Origin of the sequence: Streptomyces poriferorum (genome assembly GCF_019399235.1) — a bacterium.
Lineage (GTDB): Bacteria > Actinomycetota > Actinomycetes > Streptomycetales > Streptomycetaceae > Streptomyces > Streptomyces poriferorum.
The window spans coordinates 13,507-28,315 of sequence record NZ_JAELVH010000056.1 but is presented as its reverse complement, the minus strand read 5'-3'; the positions used below and the strand labels follow the sequence as shown (position 1 = coordinate 28,315).

General features: G+C 68.5%; 23 protein-coding genes. 20 read left to right on the top strand and 3 right to left on the bottom strand.

Annotated elements, in window-relative coordinates:
* Positions 1–156: 156 nt before the first annotated feature.
* Entirely contained in the window at positions 157–582 is a 426-nt protein-coding gene (locus tag JGS39_RS13050; protein WP_219569015.1) for an ATP-binding protein, read from the bottom strand.
* A gap of 163 nt (positions 583–745) precedes the next feature.
* Here JGS39_RS13050 and JGS39_RS13045 point away from each other — a divergent pair, with 163 nt between their 5' ends.
* Positions 746–1,624, top strand: a complete 879-nt coding sequence (locus JGS39_RS13045) for a helix-turn-helix domain-containing protein (protein ID WP_219569014.1) — start codon at positions 746–748, stop codon at positions 1,622–1,624.
* On the top strand, positions 1,621–1,830 hold the full coding sequence (locus tag JGS39_RS13040; RefSeq protein ID WP_219569013.1) for a DUF397 domain-containing protein: 210 nt from the start codon (positions 1,621–1,623) through the stop codon (positions 1,828–1,830). The genes JGS39_RS13045 and JGS39_RS13040 overlap by 4 nt, the downstream gene beginning before the upstream one ends.
* Before the next feature lie 4 nt (positions 1,831–1,834).
* Here JGS39_RS13040 and JGS39_RS13035 read toward each other — a convergent pair whose 3' ends face one another.
* Positions 1,835–4,006 carry a poly(A) polymerase gene (locus JGS39_RS13035; protein WP_219569012.1) on the bottom strand — a complete coding sequence of 724 codons (2,172 nt, stop codon included), beginning with the start codon at positions 4,004–4,006 and terminating at the stop codon, positions 1,835–1,837.
* On the bottom strand, positions 4,006–5,865 hold the full coding sequence (locus JGS39_RS13030; RefSeq protein ID WP_236063513.1) for an RNA ligase family protein: 1,860 nt from the start codon (positions 5,863–5,865) through the stop codon (positions 4,006–4,008). Before JGS39_RS13030 ends, JGS39_RS13035 begins: the two co-directional genes overlap by 1 nt.
* 505 nt (positions 5,866–6,370) lie before the next feature.
* Here JGS39_RS13030 and rpsJ point away from each other — a divergent pair.
* From rpsJ to rplR, 18 genes are all read left to right on the top strand, one after another.
* Positions 6,371–6,679 carry a 30S ribosomal protein S10 gene (gene rpsJ / locus JGS39_RS13025; protein ID WP_003948644.1) on the top strand — a complete coding sequence of 103 codons (309 nt, stop codon included), beginning with the start codon at positions 6,371–6,373 and terminating at the stop codon, positions 6,677–6,679.
* Positions 6,680–6,693: 14 nt separating this feature from the next.
* Positions 6,694–7,338, top strand: a complete 645-nt coding sequence (gene rplC, locus JGS39_RS13020; RefSeq protein ID WP_136328436.1) for a 50S ribosomal protein L3 — start codon at positions 6,694–6,696, stop codon at positions 7,336–7,338.
* Between the two features lie 4 nt (positions 7,339–7,342).
* Positions 7,343–7,993 carry a 50S ribosomal protein L4 gene (rplD, locus tag JGS39_RS13015; RefSeq protein ID WP_219569011.1) on the top strand — a complete coding sequence of 217 codons (651 nt, stop codon included), beginning with the start codon at positions 7,343–7,345 and terminating at the stop codon, positions 7,991–7,993.
* Positions 7,993–8,316, top strand: coding sequence for a 50S ribosomal protein L23 (rplW, locus tag JGS39_RS13010; protein WP_014154589.1), 324 nt, complete (start codon positions 7,993–7,995; stop codon positions 8,314–8,316). Before rplD ends, rplW begins: the two co-directional genes overlap by 1 nt.
* Positions 8,317–8,355: 39 nt before the next feature.
* Positions 8,356–9,192 carry a 50S ribosomal protein L2 gene (rplB, locus tag JGS39_RS13005; RefSeq protein ID WP_024494973.1) on the top strand — a complete coding sequence of 279 codons (837 nt, stop codon included), beginning with the start codon at positions 8,356–8,358 and terminating at the stop codon, positions 9,190–9,192.
* A 12-nt stretch (positions 9,193–9,204) separates the two neighbouring features.
* A complete protein-coding gene (gene rpsS / locus JGS39_RS13000) occupies positions 9,205–9,486 on the top strand; it encodes a 30S ribosomal protein S19 (protein WP_015610726.1) in 282 nt (93 codons plus the stop codon).
* Between the two features lie 42 nt (positions 9,487–9,528).
* A complete protein-coding gene (gene rplV, locus JGS39_RS12995; protein WP_026290933.1) occupies positions 9,529–9,876 on the top strand; it encodes a 50S ribosomal protein L22 in 348 nt (115 codons plus the stop codon).
* Complete coding sequence (gene rpsC / locus JGS39_RS12990) at positions 9,876–10,712, top strand: 30S ribosomal protein S3 (RefSeq protein ID WP_219569010.1); 837 nt, start codon at positions 9,876–9,878, stop codon at positions 10,710–10,712. Before rplV ends, rpsC begins: the two co-directional genes overlap by 1 nt.
* Before the next feature lie 5 nt (positions 10,713–10,717).
* Positions 10,718–11,137 (top strand): 50S ribosomal protein L16, encoded by a 420-nt coding sequence (rplP, locus tag JGS39_RS12985; protein ID WP_003966953.1) that lies wholly within the window; start codon positions 10,718–10,720, stop codon positions 11,135–11,137.
* The gene (gene rpmC / locus JGS39_RS12980) at positions 11,137–11,361 is read left to right on the top strand and encodes a 50S ribosomal protein L29 (RefSeq protein WP_024494976.1); all 225 of its coding nucleotides are present in this window, start codon (positions 11,137–11,139) and stop codon (positions 11,359–11,361) included. The genes rplP and rpmC overlap by 1 nt, the downstream gene beginning before the upstream one ends.
* A complete protein-coding gene (gene rpsQ, locus JGS39_RS12975; protein WP_219569009.1) occupies positions 11,361–11,645 on the top strand; it encodes a 30S ribosomal protein S17 in 285 nt (94 codons plus the stop codon). The genes rpmC and rpsQ overlap by 1 nt, the downstream gene beginning before the upstream one ends.
* Positions 11,646–11,752: 107 nt before the next feature.
* Positions 11,753–12,121 (top strand): 50S ribosomal protein L14, encoded by a 369-nt coding sequence (gene rplN / locus JGS39_RS12970; protein WP_003966950.1) that lies wholly within the window; start codon positions 11,753–11,755, stop codon positions 12,119–12,121.
* A gap of 2 nt (positions 12,122–12,123) precedes the next feature.
* Positions 12,124–12,447, top strand: a complete 324-nt coding sequence (rplX, locus tag JGS39_RS12965; RefSeq protein WP_018550616.1) for a 50S ribosomal protein L24 — start codon at positions 12,124–12,126, stop codon at positions 12,445–12,447.
* Positions 12,447–13,004, top strand: a complete 558-nt coding sequence (gene rplE / locus JGS39_RS12960) for a 50S ribosomal protein L5 (protein WP_014047789.1) — start codon at positions 12,447–12,449, stop codon at positions 13,002–13,004. The genes rplX and rplE overlap by 1 nt, the downstream gene beginning before the upstream one ends.
* 2 nt (positions 13,005–13,006) lie before the next feature.
* On the top strand, positions 13,007–13,192 hold the full coding sequence (locus tag JGS39_RS12955) for a type Z 30S ribosomal protein S14 (RefSeq protein ID WP_024491590.1): 186 nt from the start codon (positions 13,007–13,009) through the stop codon (positions 13,190–13,192).
* 224 nt (positions 13,193–13,416) lie between these two features.
* Entirely contained in the window at positions 13,417–13,815 is a 399-nt protein-coding gene (gene rpsH / locus JGS39_RS12950) for a 30S ribosomal protein S8 (protein ID WP_219569008.1), read from the top strand.
* A 21-nt stretch (positions 13,816–13,836) separates the two neighbouring features.
* Positions 13,837–14,376, top strand: coding sequence for a 50S ribosomal protein L6 (rplF, locus tag JGS39_RS12945; protein WP_024491592.1), 540 nt, complete (start codon positions 13,837–13,839; stop codon positions 14,374–14,376).
* A gap of 3 nt (positions 14,377–14,379) precedes the next feature.
* Positions 14,380–14,763, top strand: coding sequence for a 50S ribosomal protein L18 (gene rplR, locus JGS39_RS12940; protein WP_219569007.1), 384 nt, complete (start codon positions 14,380–14,382; stop codon positions 14,761–14,763).
* The last annotated feature ends 46 nt before the right edge of the window (positions 14,764–14,809 follow it).

The following is a 14,809-nucleotide window of genomic DNA, read 5'->3' as shown; positions in this document are numbered from 1 at the left end:
GCGAGTGATGCAGGTCAGGACGGGGGTGGGGTCGGGTTTTGGTTGGGTTATTTCCCTGAGTTCTTTAAAAGCCTTTAGATGTCGTGGGTGGCCGCGTCGTGGGTCACCGGGTCGTGGCCGCGTACGTCGTGGGTGCCCACGACCCGGTGGACTCGGTCACGGTACGAGGTCGAGTTCCGCCCACACCGTCTTGCGCGGGACCGGGCCCGGCACGATGCCCCAGCGGCTGGCGAGTGCCTCGACGATGAGCAGGCCCCTTCCGCTCTCCGCGAGTGGGTCCGGGATCGCGGGGGCGGGCAGACGGTCGTCACGGGCGTCGGTGACCTCGATCCGCAGCCGGTCGTCCGCGTCGACGCTGAGGCGCAGTTGGAAGTCCCGGCCCGGTACCCGGCCGTGGACCGTGGCGTTGGTGGCGAGCTCCGCGACGATGTGCGCGGCCGCCTCGGAGGGCAGGCCCCAGAGATCGAGATGGGCCACGGCGAGGAGGCGGGCCAGCCGGGCGCCTCGGCGGGTGGGGGAGAGCAGAACGGTGAATGTGCGTTCGGCGGTGTGCAGTTGGGGGGTGGCGGTTTGTTGGTTCACATCACTCAGCGTGGCCGGGACTGCGTACCGTGCCCAGTGACCAAGCCCTTGCGTACGGTGATTGTCCCGGGCTTGTCCAGTGCTGTCCCGGCTGTCCGGAGTGACGTGCGGGGAACAGAGGCGGTTGAGCAGGAACGGCACGCGCGTCGGAAGTGGGGCATGAATGAGTGTGGACGGGGTCGGTACGGAGCAGGTCGGCGGCGGGGCGGACGAGCCCGGTTGGGACGTCGATCCGGATGACGAGTCGGGCGTTGCGGTGGTCGCCGCCGTGGGGCGCCAGATCAAGGCGTGGCGGGAGGCCGCCGGGATGCGGGCTTGCGAGTTCGGGGCCGCGATCGGGTACGGGGAGGACCTGGTCCGCAAGGTGGAGGGCGGGCGGAGGATTCCCCGGCCGGAGTTCCTTGACCGGTCGGACGAGGTGCTGGGCGCGTGCGGCAAGATCGCCGCGATGAAGCGGGACGTGGCGGCGGTTCGGTACCCGAAGAAGGTGCGGGAGCTCGCGAAGATGGAAGAGCGGGCGGTCGAGATGGGGTTGTACAGCAACCACAACATCCACGGCCTGTTGCAGACGTCGGAGTATGCGCGGTCGCTGTTCGAGATGCGGAGGCCCGCGTACTCGGAAGAAGAAGTGGAAAGGGTGTTGGCCGCGCGCATGGCTAGGCGGTGCGTCTTCGAGAGGTCACCCGCTCCCGCGCTCAGCTTCGTGCAGGAGGAAGTAACCCTGCGCCGCCCCATCGGGGGTGCATCGGTATTGCGTCGACAGCTCGAACGACTTCTGGAGGTGGGGCAGTTGCGCAGTGTCGAGATTCAGGTGATGCCGACCAGCCGCGAGGACCACGCAGGAATGGACGGAGGTATCGAGGTATTGAAGTTCGAGGACGGCACTGCGGTGGGGCGGTCGGACGGAGCGTTCGCAGGCCGGCCGGTGTCCGATCTGAAACAGCTCAGGATCCTCGAACTGCGCTATGGGATGATCCGGGCCCAGGCTCTCGCGCCACGGGAGTCGCTGGCCTTCATCGAGCAACTGCTGGGAGAGACATGATGCGCGAGACCTCTGCCGGAGACGCTTCAGGGATGCAGTGGTTTAAGAGCAGCTACAGCAGCGGCAGCGAAGGGGACTCTTGCGTCGAGATCGCGACAGCCCCCGGCGCCACGCACGTCCGCGACTCCAAGAACCTCCCCGGCCCGCAGCTCACCTTCGGCGACGACGCGTGGACACGCTTCGTCCCGTACGCCGCCGGGCGCTGACTCCTTATATACGTACCGCCGCCAACGACGCGTCCCGGATCCCCCGCAGCACCTCCGCCCCGATCTCCGCCAGCCGTGCCCCGTCCGGCGGTGTCGCGCCGAGCCCGATCGCGTACCCCGTGCGGCCGCCGGCCGTGAGCGGGCGCGGCCAGATGCGGCAGTCGGCGGCGCCCGCCTCGGCGAGGGCGGCGGCCAGGGCCAGGAGCCGCCCGCGTAGCCGCCCCTCGTCGGGACCGCCCGGGGGTATCGAGGCGAGGGCCCACGACGCGTGCAGGTCGAGGAGGCGCGGCGGTGCGCACAGCAGCGAACGCGGGTCGGTGCCGTCCTCCGCCGCCTCCAGGGTCTCCCAGGCGCGGTACAGCTCGGCGGTCAGGAGATCGCGGCCGGCGGCGGAGACCTGCCTGGTGCAGGACCGTACCGGAGTCGTCGGCGTCAGCACCGTGACCGGGTCACCGGTGGCGGCCGCCCCGCCCACCGCCTCGTCCCAGTCCCACGCCGCCCAGGTCGCGAAGAAGTGCCGGAGCAGCGCGAGCGGCGGCAGGTCGCCCGCCTCGTGAGCGGTGCGGGCGGCGAGTACGGCCCAGGCGAGGCCCGGCAGACCGCCGCAGGGCGCGGAGTCGAGGCCCCTCGCGCCCGCCCACGCCTTGACGTCCCGGGCGAGAGCGGCGAACGCGTCCCGGTACGGATCCACCGACGCGAGCACCGCGTCGGCGTCGGTCACCGCGCTCAGCGCGACCGCCGCCGCATCGCCCAGCTCGGAGCGGCGGGCCACCGCCTCGGCGGGGGAGAGGGCCCCGGTCGCCACGGTGACCAGGTCGACCCGGAGACCGTCGAGCTGCCAGCGCAGGCCGGGCACCCGGGCGCCGGACACCTCGCGAAGGTCGCGGGCCTCCGGGAACGCGGCGGCCAGCGATCGTCGTACGCCTGCCGGATCGGAGGCGCCGGGCAGCGCCGCCACCAGGTCGAGGTCCGCACCGGGGGCCGCGCAGCCCATGCGCCGGGAGCCGACGACGTGGACCCGCGCCCCGGGGAGCGCGGCGGCGACCCGTTCGGACACTCCCTCGGCGGCCGGAAGGGGTGGGCCCAGCTCCACCCGTACCCCGTAGTGATCGGAGACGTACAGCCCCTCCGGTCCGGGAACCTCGCCGGTGAGGACCGCCGACCGGGCGCGCAGCCGTTCCGTACGCAGCAGCACCCTGTCCAGCCGGGAGACGCGGCCGGAGAGGGAGGAGACGGCGGCGAGGGGGTTCACCGACGGGTCGAAGGTGGGAGTGGTGTCGGCGGGGCCGTGCACCTCGGTCCACGCGTCCGTCATCGCCAGGCGGGTCTGCGGGTGGTCGCCGCCGTCGTTGAAGTCGCCGACGAGGAGGAGCTCGCCCTCGATGCCCGCCAATCCCGTTGCCAGGTCGGCCAGTTCGACATCGCGGCGGGTGGCGCCCTCGGGGGAGTGGTCGCTGCTGAGGTGGGTCACGGCCACCGTGACGGGGCCCTCGGCCGACTCGACGACGGCCGCGGCCACCGCCTTGTGCGGGCCGAGCGTGTGCAGAGCCGCCTCGCTCACCGGCAGCCGGCTGAGCAGCAGGAGGCCGCAGTCCGGCACGTCATGGCCCGCCGGGTCGGTGGTGAGGACGTACCCGTCCCGTATCCAGTCGCAGGCCAGCAGCAGCTCCAGCAGTGCGGGCTCCACCTCCTGGAGCGCGATGACGTCCGCGTCCGCCGCGCGCAGGGCGTCGAGCAGGAGCGGCCGGCGCCGGGCGGTGTCGATGCGGTCGCTGTCGTAGCGGTCCCAGAGGGTGTTCCAGGTGAGCACCGTCAGCGAACCGGACGGGCCGCCCGGGGGCCGGGCGGGCGACGGCTCCCAGGTGCCCGTAGAAGGGGAGAAGGCGTGCGGGACGCGGGAGGTGAAGTAAGGGGACGGGAGGCGGCGCGGGCTCCGTACTCGTCCCGCATCCGTCGCGTCGATCCGGTCCGTGCCCGAGGACCGGTCCCACACCACCTCGCCGTCCGCCTCGAAGAACAGCACCCGGTGCCAGGGGATGTCCCCGCCGGGCGTGAACCGCTCCAGCGGCACCCGCTTGGGGTCCCGGCCGCGCTGGGCGACGCCCAGGACGAAGCGCGCCGGGTCGAAGCGGGTGTCCCAGCGGACCCGGTGGTAGATCTCCTCGCTCGTACGCATCAGGTCCGGTCCTCCACGGTTCCGCTCGTGCCGATGTACCAGGTGCGGTGGGCCTGGCCGGGATACGGGGGTACGAAGCGGCGCAGCTGGGAGGCCAGGACATCCGGGGGGACCGGGTGGCTGCGCCGGGCGTTGCGCGCGGTGAGTTCGTCCGCGTCGACCCAGGCCACGGCGTGGGTGAGCAGGGCGTCCCTGCGGTGGGCGACCGCGTGGACCAGGGAGCGCTGGTGCGGATTGAGCGAGGTGGCGTCCCAGACCACGGTCGCGCCGGGGACGAGGGCGGCGTCGAGGCGGTCCAGGCCCTCGCGCAGGACCTCCGCGTTGGCGCTCTGGTCGGCGCGGGATCCGCGGGACTCGCGCAGGTCGTCGAGGGAGATGTACGTGGCGATGTTCGGCAGACCGCGGCCGAACGTGCTCTTGCCGCTGCCGGAGGGACCGATGAGGTGGATCAGGCGCGGGAAGTCCCCGGACCGCCACCGCCAGGTCGCGGCGACCGCCTCCTCGGCGGTGGTGAGGCGGCCCAGTGCGTACGCCTCGCGGGCCTGCGCCAGGCAGCGCGCGGCGGCGTCCGGCTCCAGGCCGGCGAAGGCCTCGGACAGCCCGGACGGTTCCGCCACGTCCGCCGCGTGCAGCGCCGACCACTCCACCTGCTCGCGGGTCTCGGGCCCGTCCGCCAGCACCGCGGCCAGCGCGTGCAGGACCGGCAGGCCGGCGGCGAGGGACATGCGTGCCAGGCCGCCGTGGCGCTCGTCGTCCGGGTAGGGGCGGTGCAGCGCGGGGTACAGGCCGACCAGGTCAGCGATCCGGCGGGCGAGCGGCATTCCGAGCGGTCCGGCGAGCGCCGGGGCAAGTGCGGCCCGGCGGGTGCGGTGCAGCAGGGCGGCGAGCACGCCGGCCAGCCGGTCGTCGCCGGTGCGGCCCAAGGCGTCCAGGGCGTCGGCCGCCGCGAGGGCGGCCGGGGCGTCGCCGGGGCCGGTGCCCGTGGCGACGCCGAGCGCGGCCGGGCCCATCGGGGAGCCCGGAACCTCACCCGTCCCGGTGCCGACCGCGACGCGGAGCGCGGCCGGGCCCACCGGGGAGCCCGTAACCTCACCCGTCCCGGTGCCCACCGCGTCGCCGAGCGCGGCCGGGCCCACCGGGGAGCCCGTAACCTCACCCGTCCCGGTGCCCACCGCGTCGCCGAGCGCGGCCGGGTCCACCGGGGCGCCCGAGCGCACGGCCCACAGGGCGGCGGCCGGGCCCAGCCCGTTCTCCACCACCTTCGCGTGCATCCAGTGCGTGTCCGTCGTCACATGGCCCGGCCGCACCCACTTCGCCACGCGCCGCCTGAACGCCGCGGCCGGGAAGCTCTCGGCGGGGCGGACGACGTAACCCTCCTGGCGCAGCGTGTCCGGCTTCAGCGCGCGCAGCGCCTTCTCGGCCCGGGCGTCGAACACACCGCGCCAGAGCACCGGCGGAGTCGGGATGCCCAGGTCCCGCAGGAAGTCCACGGTCAGGTCCCAGTCCAGGCAGCGGTCCCCGTCCCAGACGGAGAAGCCGTAGAAGTGGCTCGCCAGGTCCTCGTACGGGATGGAGTGGCGGGCGAACATGTTCTCGCCGCAGATCCGCCACCCCGCCGGGATGCGCGGGCCGACGCGGCCCTGGAGCGCCTTGACCCAGCCGCGGGAGGGGTGGTGCGCCGAGTCGAGGGAGCGGGCGTGCAGCCCGTCCGTGTACAGCGTGGTGTTCTCGCCGTCCAGCTTCTCGGTGACCACGGCCTCGGAGCCGGTCAGCCCGGCGAGGTCGGCCAGGCGCACGTCGTCCGAGGTGGCCCCGGGTGACCAGGGCAGATGTGGGGTCCGTGGATAGTGCGTACGCATGTTCTGTGCCCCCGGTGAGTCGCCGTCCCGGCCCGTCACACTAGGGGTGGGGGCCCGCGGCGCTCGACCGAATTCGGCGGCAGGGAGAACGGGCCGGCCGTCACGGTTCGCGCCCGCGTTTGACCACGGCGGCGCGGGGGGTAAGATCCTCCGCCCGATTGGCCAGGCTCGTGCCCCGTATGGCACACTGACCAGGTTGCTCGGTTGAGTGTCAATGCTGCGCGCCTCCCGCCGGGAGGACCGGAAGCGAGTCCCACAGTACTCGTCGGCCCTGTAGGGCCGGACGTACGGGAATCTTTCGGGAAGCGTATGTGTGGCACCGGCCAGGCGCCCGGTGGGGTTCCTCCCCCGGCAGCGCGGTCTCAGGCCCGCACCCCCTTGGTTGGGATCTTCTTCGGGAGATTTTCGTAGAGGGGATGCGACACGCCCGACCGCGTGGGTCGGAGGCGGAGTTACTAGAACCCCGGGTTCCAGAGCGTTACGAGAGACAGGACTACTAGTAGCCATGGCGGGACAGAAGATCCGCATCCGGCTCAAGGCCTACGACCACGAGGTCATCGACTCCTCGGCGAAGAAGATCGTCGAGACGGTGACCCGCACTGGTGCGTCGGTCGCGGGCCCGGTGCCGCTGCCCACTGAGAAGAACGTGTACTGCGTCATCAAGTCGCCGCACAAGTACAAGGACTCTCGCGAGCACTTCGAGATGCGCACGCACAAGCGCCTCATCGACATTCTCGACCCCACGCCGAAGACGGTTGACTCGCTGATGCGCCTCGACCTTCCGGCTGGCGTCGACATCGAGATCAAGCTCTGAGGGGACGGGCCGAGATGAGCAAGAACATCAAGGGCGTCCTGGGCGAGAAGCTCGGTATGACCCAGGTCTGGGACGAGAACAACCGGGTTGTCCCGGTGACCGTCGTCAAGGCCGGTCCGTGCGTCGTGACGCAGGTTCGTACGAACGACAGCGACGGCTACGAGTCGGTCCAGATCGCCTTCGGCGAGATTGACCCGCGCAAGGTGAACAAGCCCCTCAAGGGTCACTTCGCCAAGGCCGACGTGACTCCGCGCCGCCACCTGGTGGAGCTCCGCACCCCTGACGCCAGCGAGTACACGCTGGGCCAGGAGATCACCGCCCAGGTGTTCGAGTCCGGCGTCAAGGTTGACGTCACGGGCAAGAGCAAGGGCAAGGGCTTCGCCGGTGTCATGAAGCGTCACAACTTCAAGGGCCTCGGCGCCGGTCACGGCGTCCAGCGCAAGCACCGTTCCCCCGGTTCGATCGGTGGCTGCGCCACCCCTGGGCGTGTCTTCAAGGGCATGCGCATGGCCGGTCGTATGGGTAACGAGCGCGTCACCACCCAGAACCTGACCATCCACGCGGTTGACGCGGAGAAGGGTCTGCTCCTCATCAAGGGCGCAGTCCCCGGTCCGAACGGCGGCCTCGTCCTGGTCCGTACCGCGGCCAAGGGGGCTTGAGGTAATGAGCACCATTGACATCCTTTCGCCGGCAGGCGACAAGGCCGGTACCGTCGAGCTCCCCTCGGAGATCTTCGACGCGAAGACCAGCGTTCCGCTGATCCACCAGGTCGTTGTCGCACAGCTGGCAGCTGCCCGTCAGGGCACGCACTCGACCAAGCGCCGCGGTGAAGTCCGTGGTGGTGGCCGCAAGCCGTACCGCCAGAAGGGCACCGGCCGCGCCCGTCAGGGTTCGACCCGTGCGCCGCAGTTCGTCGGCGGTGGCGTCGTGCACGGCCCCAAGCCGCGCGACTACTCGCAGCGCACCCCGAAGAAGATGAAGGCCGCCGCCCTGCGCGGTGCCCTCTCGGACCGCGCGCGTCACTCCCGCATCCACGTCGTCACCGGCGTGATCGAGAGCGGTATCTCCACCAAGGCCGTCAAGACGCTGCTCGGCAAGATCTCGGAGCGCAACAACGTGCTCCTGGTCGTCGAGCGCAGCGACGAGGCCGCGTGGCTCTCCGCGCGCAACCTGCCCCAGGTGCACATCCTGGACCCGGGCCAGCTGAACACGTACGACGTGATCGTCTCTGACGACGTGGTCTTCACCCAGGCCGCTTTCGAGTCCTTCGTGTCTGGCCCCCAGACCGCTGAGACCGAAGGGAGCGACGCCTGATGAGTGAGGCGACCGTTACCAGCAAGACCTACTCCGACCCGCGTGACGTTCTCGTCAAGCCGGTTGTTTCGGAGAAGAGCTACGCGCTGCTCGACGAGAACAAGTACACGTTCATCGTCGCGCCCGGCTCCAACAAGACCCAGATCAAGCAGGCCGTGGAAGCGGTCTTCTCGGTCAAGGTCACCGGGGTCAACACGATCAACCGTCAGGGTAAGCGCAAGCGCACCAAGACCGGTTTCGGCAAGCGCGCTGACACCAAGCGCGCCATCGTGACCCTCGCTGAGGGCGACCGTATCGACATCTTCGGCGGCCCGACCTCCTAACGGAGGTCGAGTCGTCCGGAATCGGACGAGGACTGAGAAATGGGTATCCGCAAGTACAAGCCGACGACCCCGGGCCGTCGTGGCTCCAGCGTCGCCGACTTTGTCGAGATCACGCGGTCCACGCCGGAGAAGTCGCTGGTCCGCCCCCTGCACAGCAAGGGCGGCCGTAACAACACCGGTCGTGTGACCGTTCGCCACCAGGGTGGTGGCCACAAGCGCGCCTACCGCGTGATCGACTTCCGTCGTCACGACAAGGACGGCGTGCCGGCCAAGGTCGCGCACATCGAGTACGACCCGAACCGCACCGCGCGCATCGCGCTCCTGCACTACGCGGACGGCGAGAAGCGCTACATCATCGCGCCGCGTGGCCTGGGTCAGGGCGACCGTGTCGAGAACGGCCCGGCCGCCGACATCAAGCCCGGCAACAACCTGGCGCTGCGCAACATCCCGGTCGGTACGACCATCCACGCCATCGAGCTGCGGCCCGGCGGCGGCGCGAAGTTCGCCCGTTCCGCGGGTGCCTCCGTGCAGCTGCTGGCGAAGGAGGGCACCATGGCCCACCTTCGTATGCCGTCGGGTGAGATCCGCCTGGTCGACGCCCGCTGCCGCGCCACGATTGGCGAGGTCGGCAACGCCGAGCAGTCGAACATCAACTGGGGCAAGGCCGGTCGCATGCGCTGGAAGGGCGTTCGCCCGTCCGTCCGCGGTGTTGCGATGAACCCGGTCGACCACCCGCACGGTGGTGGTGAAGGCAAGACCTCCGGTGGACGTCACCCGGTCTCGCCGTGGGGTCAGAAGGAGGGTCGTACTCGCTCGCCGAAGAAGGCATCGAGCAAGTACATCGTCCGCCGCCGCAAGACGAACAAGAAGCGCTAGGAGCGGGTTTAGATGCCGCGCAGTCTCAAGAAGGGGCCCTTCGTCGACGGCCACCTCGTCAAGAAGGTGGACGTCCAGAACGAAGCTGGCACCAAGAACGTCATCAAGACCTGGTCCCGTCGCTCGATGATCATCCCGGCCATGCTGGGTCACACCATCGCGGTGCACAACGGCAAGATCCACGTCCCGGTGTTCGTCACCGAGTCGATGGTCGGCCACAAGCTCGGCGAGTTCTCGCCGACTCGCACCTTCCGCGGCCACGTCAAGGACGACCGGAAGTCGAAGCGCCGCTAGCGCGGGGTGGAAACGACTATGACTCACACCGAAGGGACAACCATGGAAGCCAGGGCCCAGGCGCGGTACATCCGCGTCACGCCCATGAAGGCCCGCCGAGTGGTGGACCTCATCCGTGGCATGGATGCCACGGAGGCTCAGGCGGTCCTGCGTTTCGCCCCGCAGGCCGCGAGCGTGCCGGTTGGCAAGGTGCTTGACAGCGCCATTGCCAACGCTGCACACAACTACGACCACCCTGACGCCTCTTCGCTGGTCATCAGCGAGGCGTACGTGGACGAGGGCCCGACCCTGAAGCGGTTCCGTCCGCGTGCTCAGGGCCGTGCCTACCGGATCCGTAAGCGGACCAGCCACATCACCGTGGTCGTCAGCAGCAAGGAAGGAACCCGGTAATGGGCCAGAAGGTAAACCCGCACGGGTTCCGGCTCGGCATTACCACGGACTTCAAGTCCCGTTGGTACGCCGACAAGCTGTACAAGGACTACGTCAAGGAAGACGTCGCCATTCGTCGCATGATGACGAAGGGCATGGAGCGAGCCGGCATCTCGAAGGTTGAGATCGAGCGCACCCGCGACCGCGTCCGCGTTGACATCCACACCGCCCGCCCGGGCATCGTCATCGGCCGCCGCGGCGCCGAGGCCGACCGCATCCGTGGCGAGCTGGAGAAGCTGACCGGCAAGCAGGTCCAGCTGAACATCCTCGAGGTCAAGAACCCCGAGGTCGACGCTCAGCTGGTGGCCCAGGCCGTCGCCGAGCAGCTCTCCTCCCGCGTCTCCTTCCGTCGTGCCATGCGCAAGAGCATGCAGAGCACGATGAAGGCCGGCGCCAAGGGCATCAAGATCCAGTGCGGCGGTCGCCTCGGCGGCGCCGAGATGTCCCGCTCGGAGTTCTACCGCGAGGGCCGCGTGCCCCTGCACACCCTCCGTGCGAACGTCGACTACGGCTTCTTCGAGGCCAAGACGACCTTCGGCCGCATCGGCGTGAAGGTCTGGATCTACAAGGGCGACGTCAAGAACATCGCCGAGGTCCGCGCCGAGAACGCTGCTGCCCGTGCGGGCAACCGCCCGGCCCGTGGCGGCGCTGACCGTCCGGCCGGCCGCGGTGGCCGTGGTGGCGAGCGTGGCGGTCGTGGCCGCAAGCCGCAGCAGTCGGCTCCGGCCGCCGAGGCCCCCAAGGCCGAGGCGACCGCCGCTGCTCCGGCGGCTGAGAGCACCGGAACGGAGGCCTGACCGAAATGCTGATCCCCCGTAGGGTCAAGCACCGCAAGCAGCACCACCCGAAGCGCAGCGGTATGTCCAAGGGTGGCACGCAGGTTGCGTTCGGCGAGTACGGCATCCAGGCGCTGACGCCGGCGTACGTGACGAACCGTCAGATCGAGTCCGCTCGTATCGCGATGACCCGTCACATCAAGCGTGGCGGCAAGGTCTGGATCAACATCTACCCGGACCGCCCCCTGACGAAGAAGCCTGCCGAGACCCGCATGGGTTCCGGTAAGGGTTCTCCCGAGTGGTGGATCGCGAACGTCAAGCCCGGTCGGGTGATGTTCGAGCTGTCCTACCCGAACGAGAAGATTGCTCGTGAGGCGCTCACCCGCGCTGCTCACAAGCTTCCGATGAAGTGCCGGATTGTTCGGCGCGAGGCAGGTGAGTCGTGATGTCGGCCGGTACCAAGACGTCCGAGCTGCGCGAGCTGGGCAACGAGGAGCTCCTCAACAAGCTCCGCGAGGCCAAGGAAGAGCTGTTCAACCTCCGCTTCCAGGCGGCGACCGGACAGCTCGAGAACCACGGCCGGCTCAAGTCCGTCCGTAAGGACATCGCCCGGATCTACACCCTGATGCGCGAGCGCGAGCTCGGCATCGAGACGGTGGAGAGCGTCTGATGAGCGAGAAGACTGTGACTGAGACGAACACTGACCGCGGTTTCCGTAAGACCCGTGAGGGTCTGGTCGTCAGCGACAAGATGGACAAGACCGTCGTCGTCGCTGTCGAGGACCGCGTGAAGCACGCGCTGTACGGCAAGGTCATCCGCCGTACGAGCAAGCTCAAGGCTCACGACGAGCAGAACGCCGCCGGCGTCGGCGACCGTGTCATCCTCATGGAGACCCGGCCGCTGTCCGCCACGAAGCGTTGGCGCGTCGTCGAGATCCTCGAGAAGGCCAAGTAATTCCTGAGGGGCATTCCCCTCAGGCAGGTTCCGCCAGGCTCGGCGGGGGTTCGCTCCGGTAACGGAGCAGCCCCCGCCGGGAACCGGCAGACGATCAGGAGATAGACGTGATCCAGCAGGAGTCGCGACTGCGCGTCGCCGACAACACGGGTGCGAAGGAAATTCTCACCATCCGTGTTCTCGGTGGCTCGGGTCGCCGCTACGCGGGCATCGGTGACGTCATCGTCGCCACCGTCAAGGACGCGATCCCCGGTGGCAACGTGAAGAAGGGTGACGTCGTCAAGGCCGTCATCGTTCGCACCGTCAAGGAGCGTCGTCGTCAGGATGGCTCGTACATCCGCTTCGACGAGAACGCCGCCGTCATTCTGAAGAACGACGGCGACCCCCGCGGCACCCGTATCTTCGGCCCGGTGGGCCGTGAGCTGCGCGAGAAGAAGTTCATGAAGATCATCTCGCTCGCGCCGGAGGTGCTGTAAGCATGAAGATCAAGAAGGGCGACCTGGTTCAGGTCATCACCGGTAAGGACAAGGGCAAGCAGGGCAAGGTCATCGTTGCCTACCCTGCTCAGGACCGCGTCCTCGTCGAGGGTGTCAACCGGGTCAAGAAGCACACCAAGGCCGGTCAGACCGCTCGCGGTTCGCAGACCGGTGGCATTGTGACGACCGAGGCCCCCGTCCACGTCAGCAACGTGCAGCTGGTTGTTGAGAAGGACGGCAACAAGGTCGTTACTCGCGTCGGCTACCGCTTTGACGACGAGGGCAACAAGATCCGCGTTGCCAAGCGCACCGGTGAGGACATCTGATGACTACCACCACTGCGCCGCGTCTCAAGACGCGCTACCGCGAGGAAATCGCCGGCAAGCTGCGTGAGGAGTTCTCCTACGAGAACGTCATGCAGGTTCCCGGTCTGGTCAAGATCGTGGTCAACATGGGTGTGGGCGACGCCGCCCGCGACTCCAAGCTGATCGATGGCGCCGTGCGCGACCTCACCACGATCACCGGTCAGAAGCCGGCCGTCACCAAGGCCCGCAAGTCGATCGCGCAGTTCAAGCTGCGCGAGGGGCAGCCGATCGGCTGCCACGTCACCCTCCGTGGTGACCGCATGTGGGAGTTCCTGGACCGTACGCTGTCGCTCGCGCTTCCGCGTATCCGTGACTTCCGTGGCCTGTCGCCGAAGCAGTTCGACGGCCGTGGCAACTACACCTTCGGTCTCACGGAGCAGGTCATGTTCCACGAGATCGACCAGGACAAGATCGACCGGGTCCGGGGCATGGACATCACCGTGGTCACCACGGCGACCAATGACGACGAGGGTCGTGCCCTCCTTCGTCACCTCGGCTTCCCGTTCAAGGAGAACTGACCGTGGCGAAGAAGTCCCTGATCGCTAAGGCCGCCCGTAAGCCGAAGTTCGGCGTTCGCGGGTACACCCGCTGCCAGCGCTGCGGCCGGCCCCACTCCGTCTACCGCAAGTTCGGCCTGTGCCGCGTGTGCCTTCGTGAGATGGCTCACCGTGGCGAGCTGCCGGGCGTGACCAAGAGCTCCTGGTAACTCTCCTTCGCCCTTTGGGCGTTGGGATTACCCGGAAGCTCTCGGTAAGTATCTGGTCGGCAGGATCCCGGCCTCACATGCCGTAGGCTTGTGTGGTTGGGCGCCTGCCGCCCAAGACCGACTTACTACGCCGTAGGTCCCCGCACCGCACCCGTCCCGCCACTGAGTGGGGAGAGGGATGGCGCATACAGGAAACCCCGGCGAGAGAGGCCGAAGGCCAACTCATGACCATGACTGATCCCATCGCAGACATGCTCACGCGTCTGCGTAACGCGAACTCGGCGTATCACGACGACGTCAAGATGCCGCACAGCAAGATCAAGTCGCACATCGCGGAGATCCTCCAGCAGGAGGGCTTCATCACCGGCTGGAAGGTCGAGGACGCCGAGGTCGGCAAGACCCTCGTGCTCGACCTGAAGTTCGGTCCGAACCGCGAGCGTTCGATTGCCGGCATCAAGCGTATTTCGAAGCCGGGTCTGCGTGTATACGCAAAGTCCACCAATCTGCCGAAGGTTCTCGGCGGCCTGGGCGTGGCGATCATCTCCACGTCCCACGGTCTCCTGACCGGCCAGCAGGCCAGCAAGAAGGGCGTAGGTGGGGAAGTCCTCGCCTACGTCTGGTAGTCGGGAACGGAGGAATAGCTCATGTCGCGAATCGGCAAGCTCCCCATCCAGGTTCCCGCCGGTGTGGACGTCACCATCGATGGCCGCACGGTCGCGGTGAAGGGCCCCAAGGGTTCCCTCTCGCACACCGTTGCAGCGCCGATCGAGGTCACGAAGGGTGAGGACGGCGTTCTGAACGTCGTCCGCCCGAACGACGAGCGTCAGAACAAGGCCCTTCACGGCCTGTCCCGCACGCTGGTGGCGAACATGATCACCGGCGTGACCCAGGGATACATCAAGGCGCTCGAGATCAGCGGAGTCGGTTACCGCGTCCAGGCGAAGGGCTCCAATCTGGAGTTCGCCCTGGGCTACAGCCACCCGATCCTCATCGAGGCCCCCGAAGGCATCACCTTCAAGGTCGAGTCGCCCACGAAGTTCAGTGTCGAGGGCATCGACAAGCAGAAGGTCGGCGAGGTCTCGGCGAAGATCCGCAAGCTGCGGAAGCCTGACCCGTACAAGGCCAAGGGCGTCAAGTACGCCGGCGAGGTTATCCGCCGCAAGGTCGGAAAGGCGGGTAAGTAAGCCATGGCATACGGTGTAAAGATTGCCAAGGGTGACGCCTACAAGCGTGCCGCCCTCAAGCGCCGCCACATCCGCGTCCGGAAGCACATCTCGGGTTCGCCCGAGCGTCCGCGCCTGGTTGTGACGCGTTCGAACCGTCACATGGTCGCTCAGGTCATCGACGACATCGCGGGCCACACGCTCGCGTCGGCGTCGACGCTTGACGCTTCCATCCGCGGTGGCGAGGGTGACAAGAGCGCCCTTGCCAAGCAGGTCGGGGCCCTGGTCGCCGAGCGCGCCAAGGCCGCAGGCGTCGAGGCCGTCGTGTTTGACCGCGGTGGTAACCAGTACGCCGGGCGGATTGCCGCTCTGGCTGACGCCGCCCGTGAAGCCGGGCTGAAGTTCTAAGCCCCGGTTCCTACGCACAGCGGACGTAACAGAGAGAGGTAATTCC

Coding starts and splice junctions, on each gene's coding strand:
- JGS39_RS13045 (WP_219569014.1), top strand. CDS start 746: ATGAGTGTGGACGGGGTCGGTACGGAGCAGGTCGGCGGCGGGGCGGAC.
- JGS39_RS13040 (WP_219569013.1), top strand. CDS start 1,621: ATGATGCGCGAGACCTCTGCCGGAGACGCTTCAGGGATGCAGTGGTTT.
- JGS39_RS13035 (WP_219569012.1), bottom strand. CDS start 4,006: ATGCGTACGAGCGAGGAGATCTACCACCGGGTCCGCTGGGACACCCGC.
- JGS39_RS13030 (WP_236063513.1), bottom strand. CDS start 5,865: ATGCGTACGCACTATCCACGGACCCCACATCTGCCCTGGTCACCCGGG.
- rpsJ (WP_003948644.1), top strand. CDS start 6,371: ATGGCGGGACAGAAGATCCGCATCCGGCTCAAGGCCTACGACCACGAG.
- rplC (WP_136328436.1), top strand. CDS start 6,694: ATGAGCAAGAACATCAAGGGCGTCCTGGGCGAGAAGCTCGGTATGACC.
- rplD (WP_219569011.1), top strand. CDS start 7,343: ATGAGCACCATTGACATCCTTTCGCCGGCAGGCGACAAGGCCGGTACC.
- rplW (WP_014154589.1), top strand. CDS start 7,993: ATGAGTGAGGCGACCGTTACCAGCAAGACCTACTCCGACCCGCGTGAC.
- rplB (WP_024494973.1), top strand. CDS start 8,356: ATGGGTATCCGCAAGTACAAGCCGACGACCCCGGGCCGTCGTGGCTCC.
- rpsS (WP_015610726.1), top strand. CDS start 9,205: ATGCCGCGCAGTCTCAAGAAGGGGCCCTTCGTCGACGGCCACCTCGTC.
- rplV (WP_026290933.1), top strand. CDS start 9,529: ATGGAAGCCAGGGCCCAGGCGCGGTACATCCGCGTCACGCCCATGAAG.
- rpsC (WP_219569010.1), top strand. CDS start 9,876: ATGGGCCAGAAGGTAAACCCGCACGGGTTCCGGCTCGGCATTACCACG.
- rplP (WP_003966953.1), top strand. CDS start 10,718: ATGCTGATCCCCCGTAGGGTCAAGCACCGCAAGCAGCACCACCCGAAG.
- rpmC (WP_024494976.1), top strand. CDS start 11,137: ATGTCGGCCGGTACCAAGACGTCCGAGCTGCGCGAGCTGGGCAACGAG.
- rpsQ (WP_219569009.1), top strand. CDS start 11,361: ATGAGCGAGAAGACTGTGACTGAGACGAACACTGACCGCGGTTTCCGT.
- rplX (WP_018550616.1), top strand. CDS start 12,124: ATGAAGATCAAGAAGGGCGACCTGGTTCAGGTCATCACCGGTAAGGAC.
- rplE (WP_014047789.1), top strand. CDS start 12,447: ATGACTACCACCACTGCGCCGCGTCTCAAGACGCGCTACCGCGAGGAA.
- rpsH (WP_219569008.1), top strand. CDS start 13,417: ATGACCATGACTGATCCCATCGCAGACATGCTCACGCGTCTGCGTAAC.
- rplF (WP_024491592.1), top strand. CDS start 13,837: ATGTCGCGAATCGGCAAGCTCCCCATCCAGGTTCCCGCCGGTGTGGAC.
- rplR (WP_219569007.1), top strand. CDS start 14,380: ATGGCATACGGTGTAAAGATTGCCAAGGGTGACGCCTACAAGCGTGCC.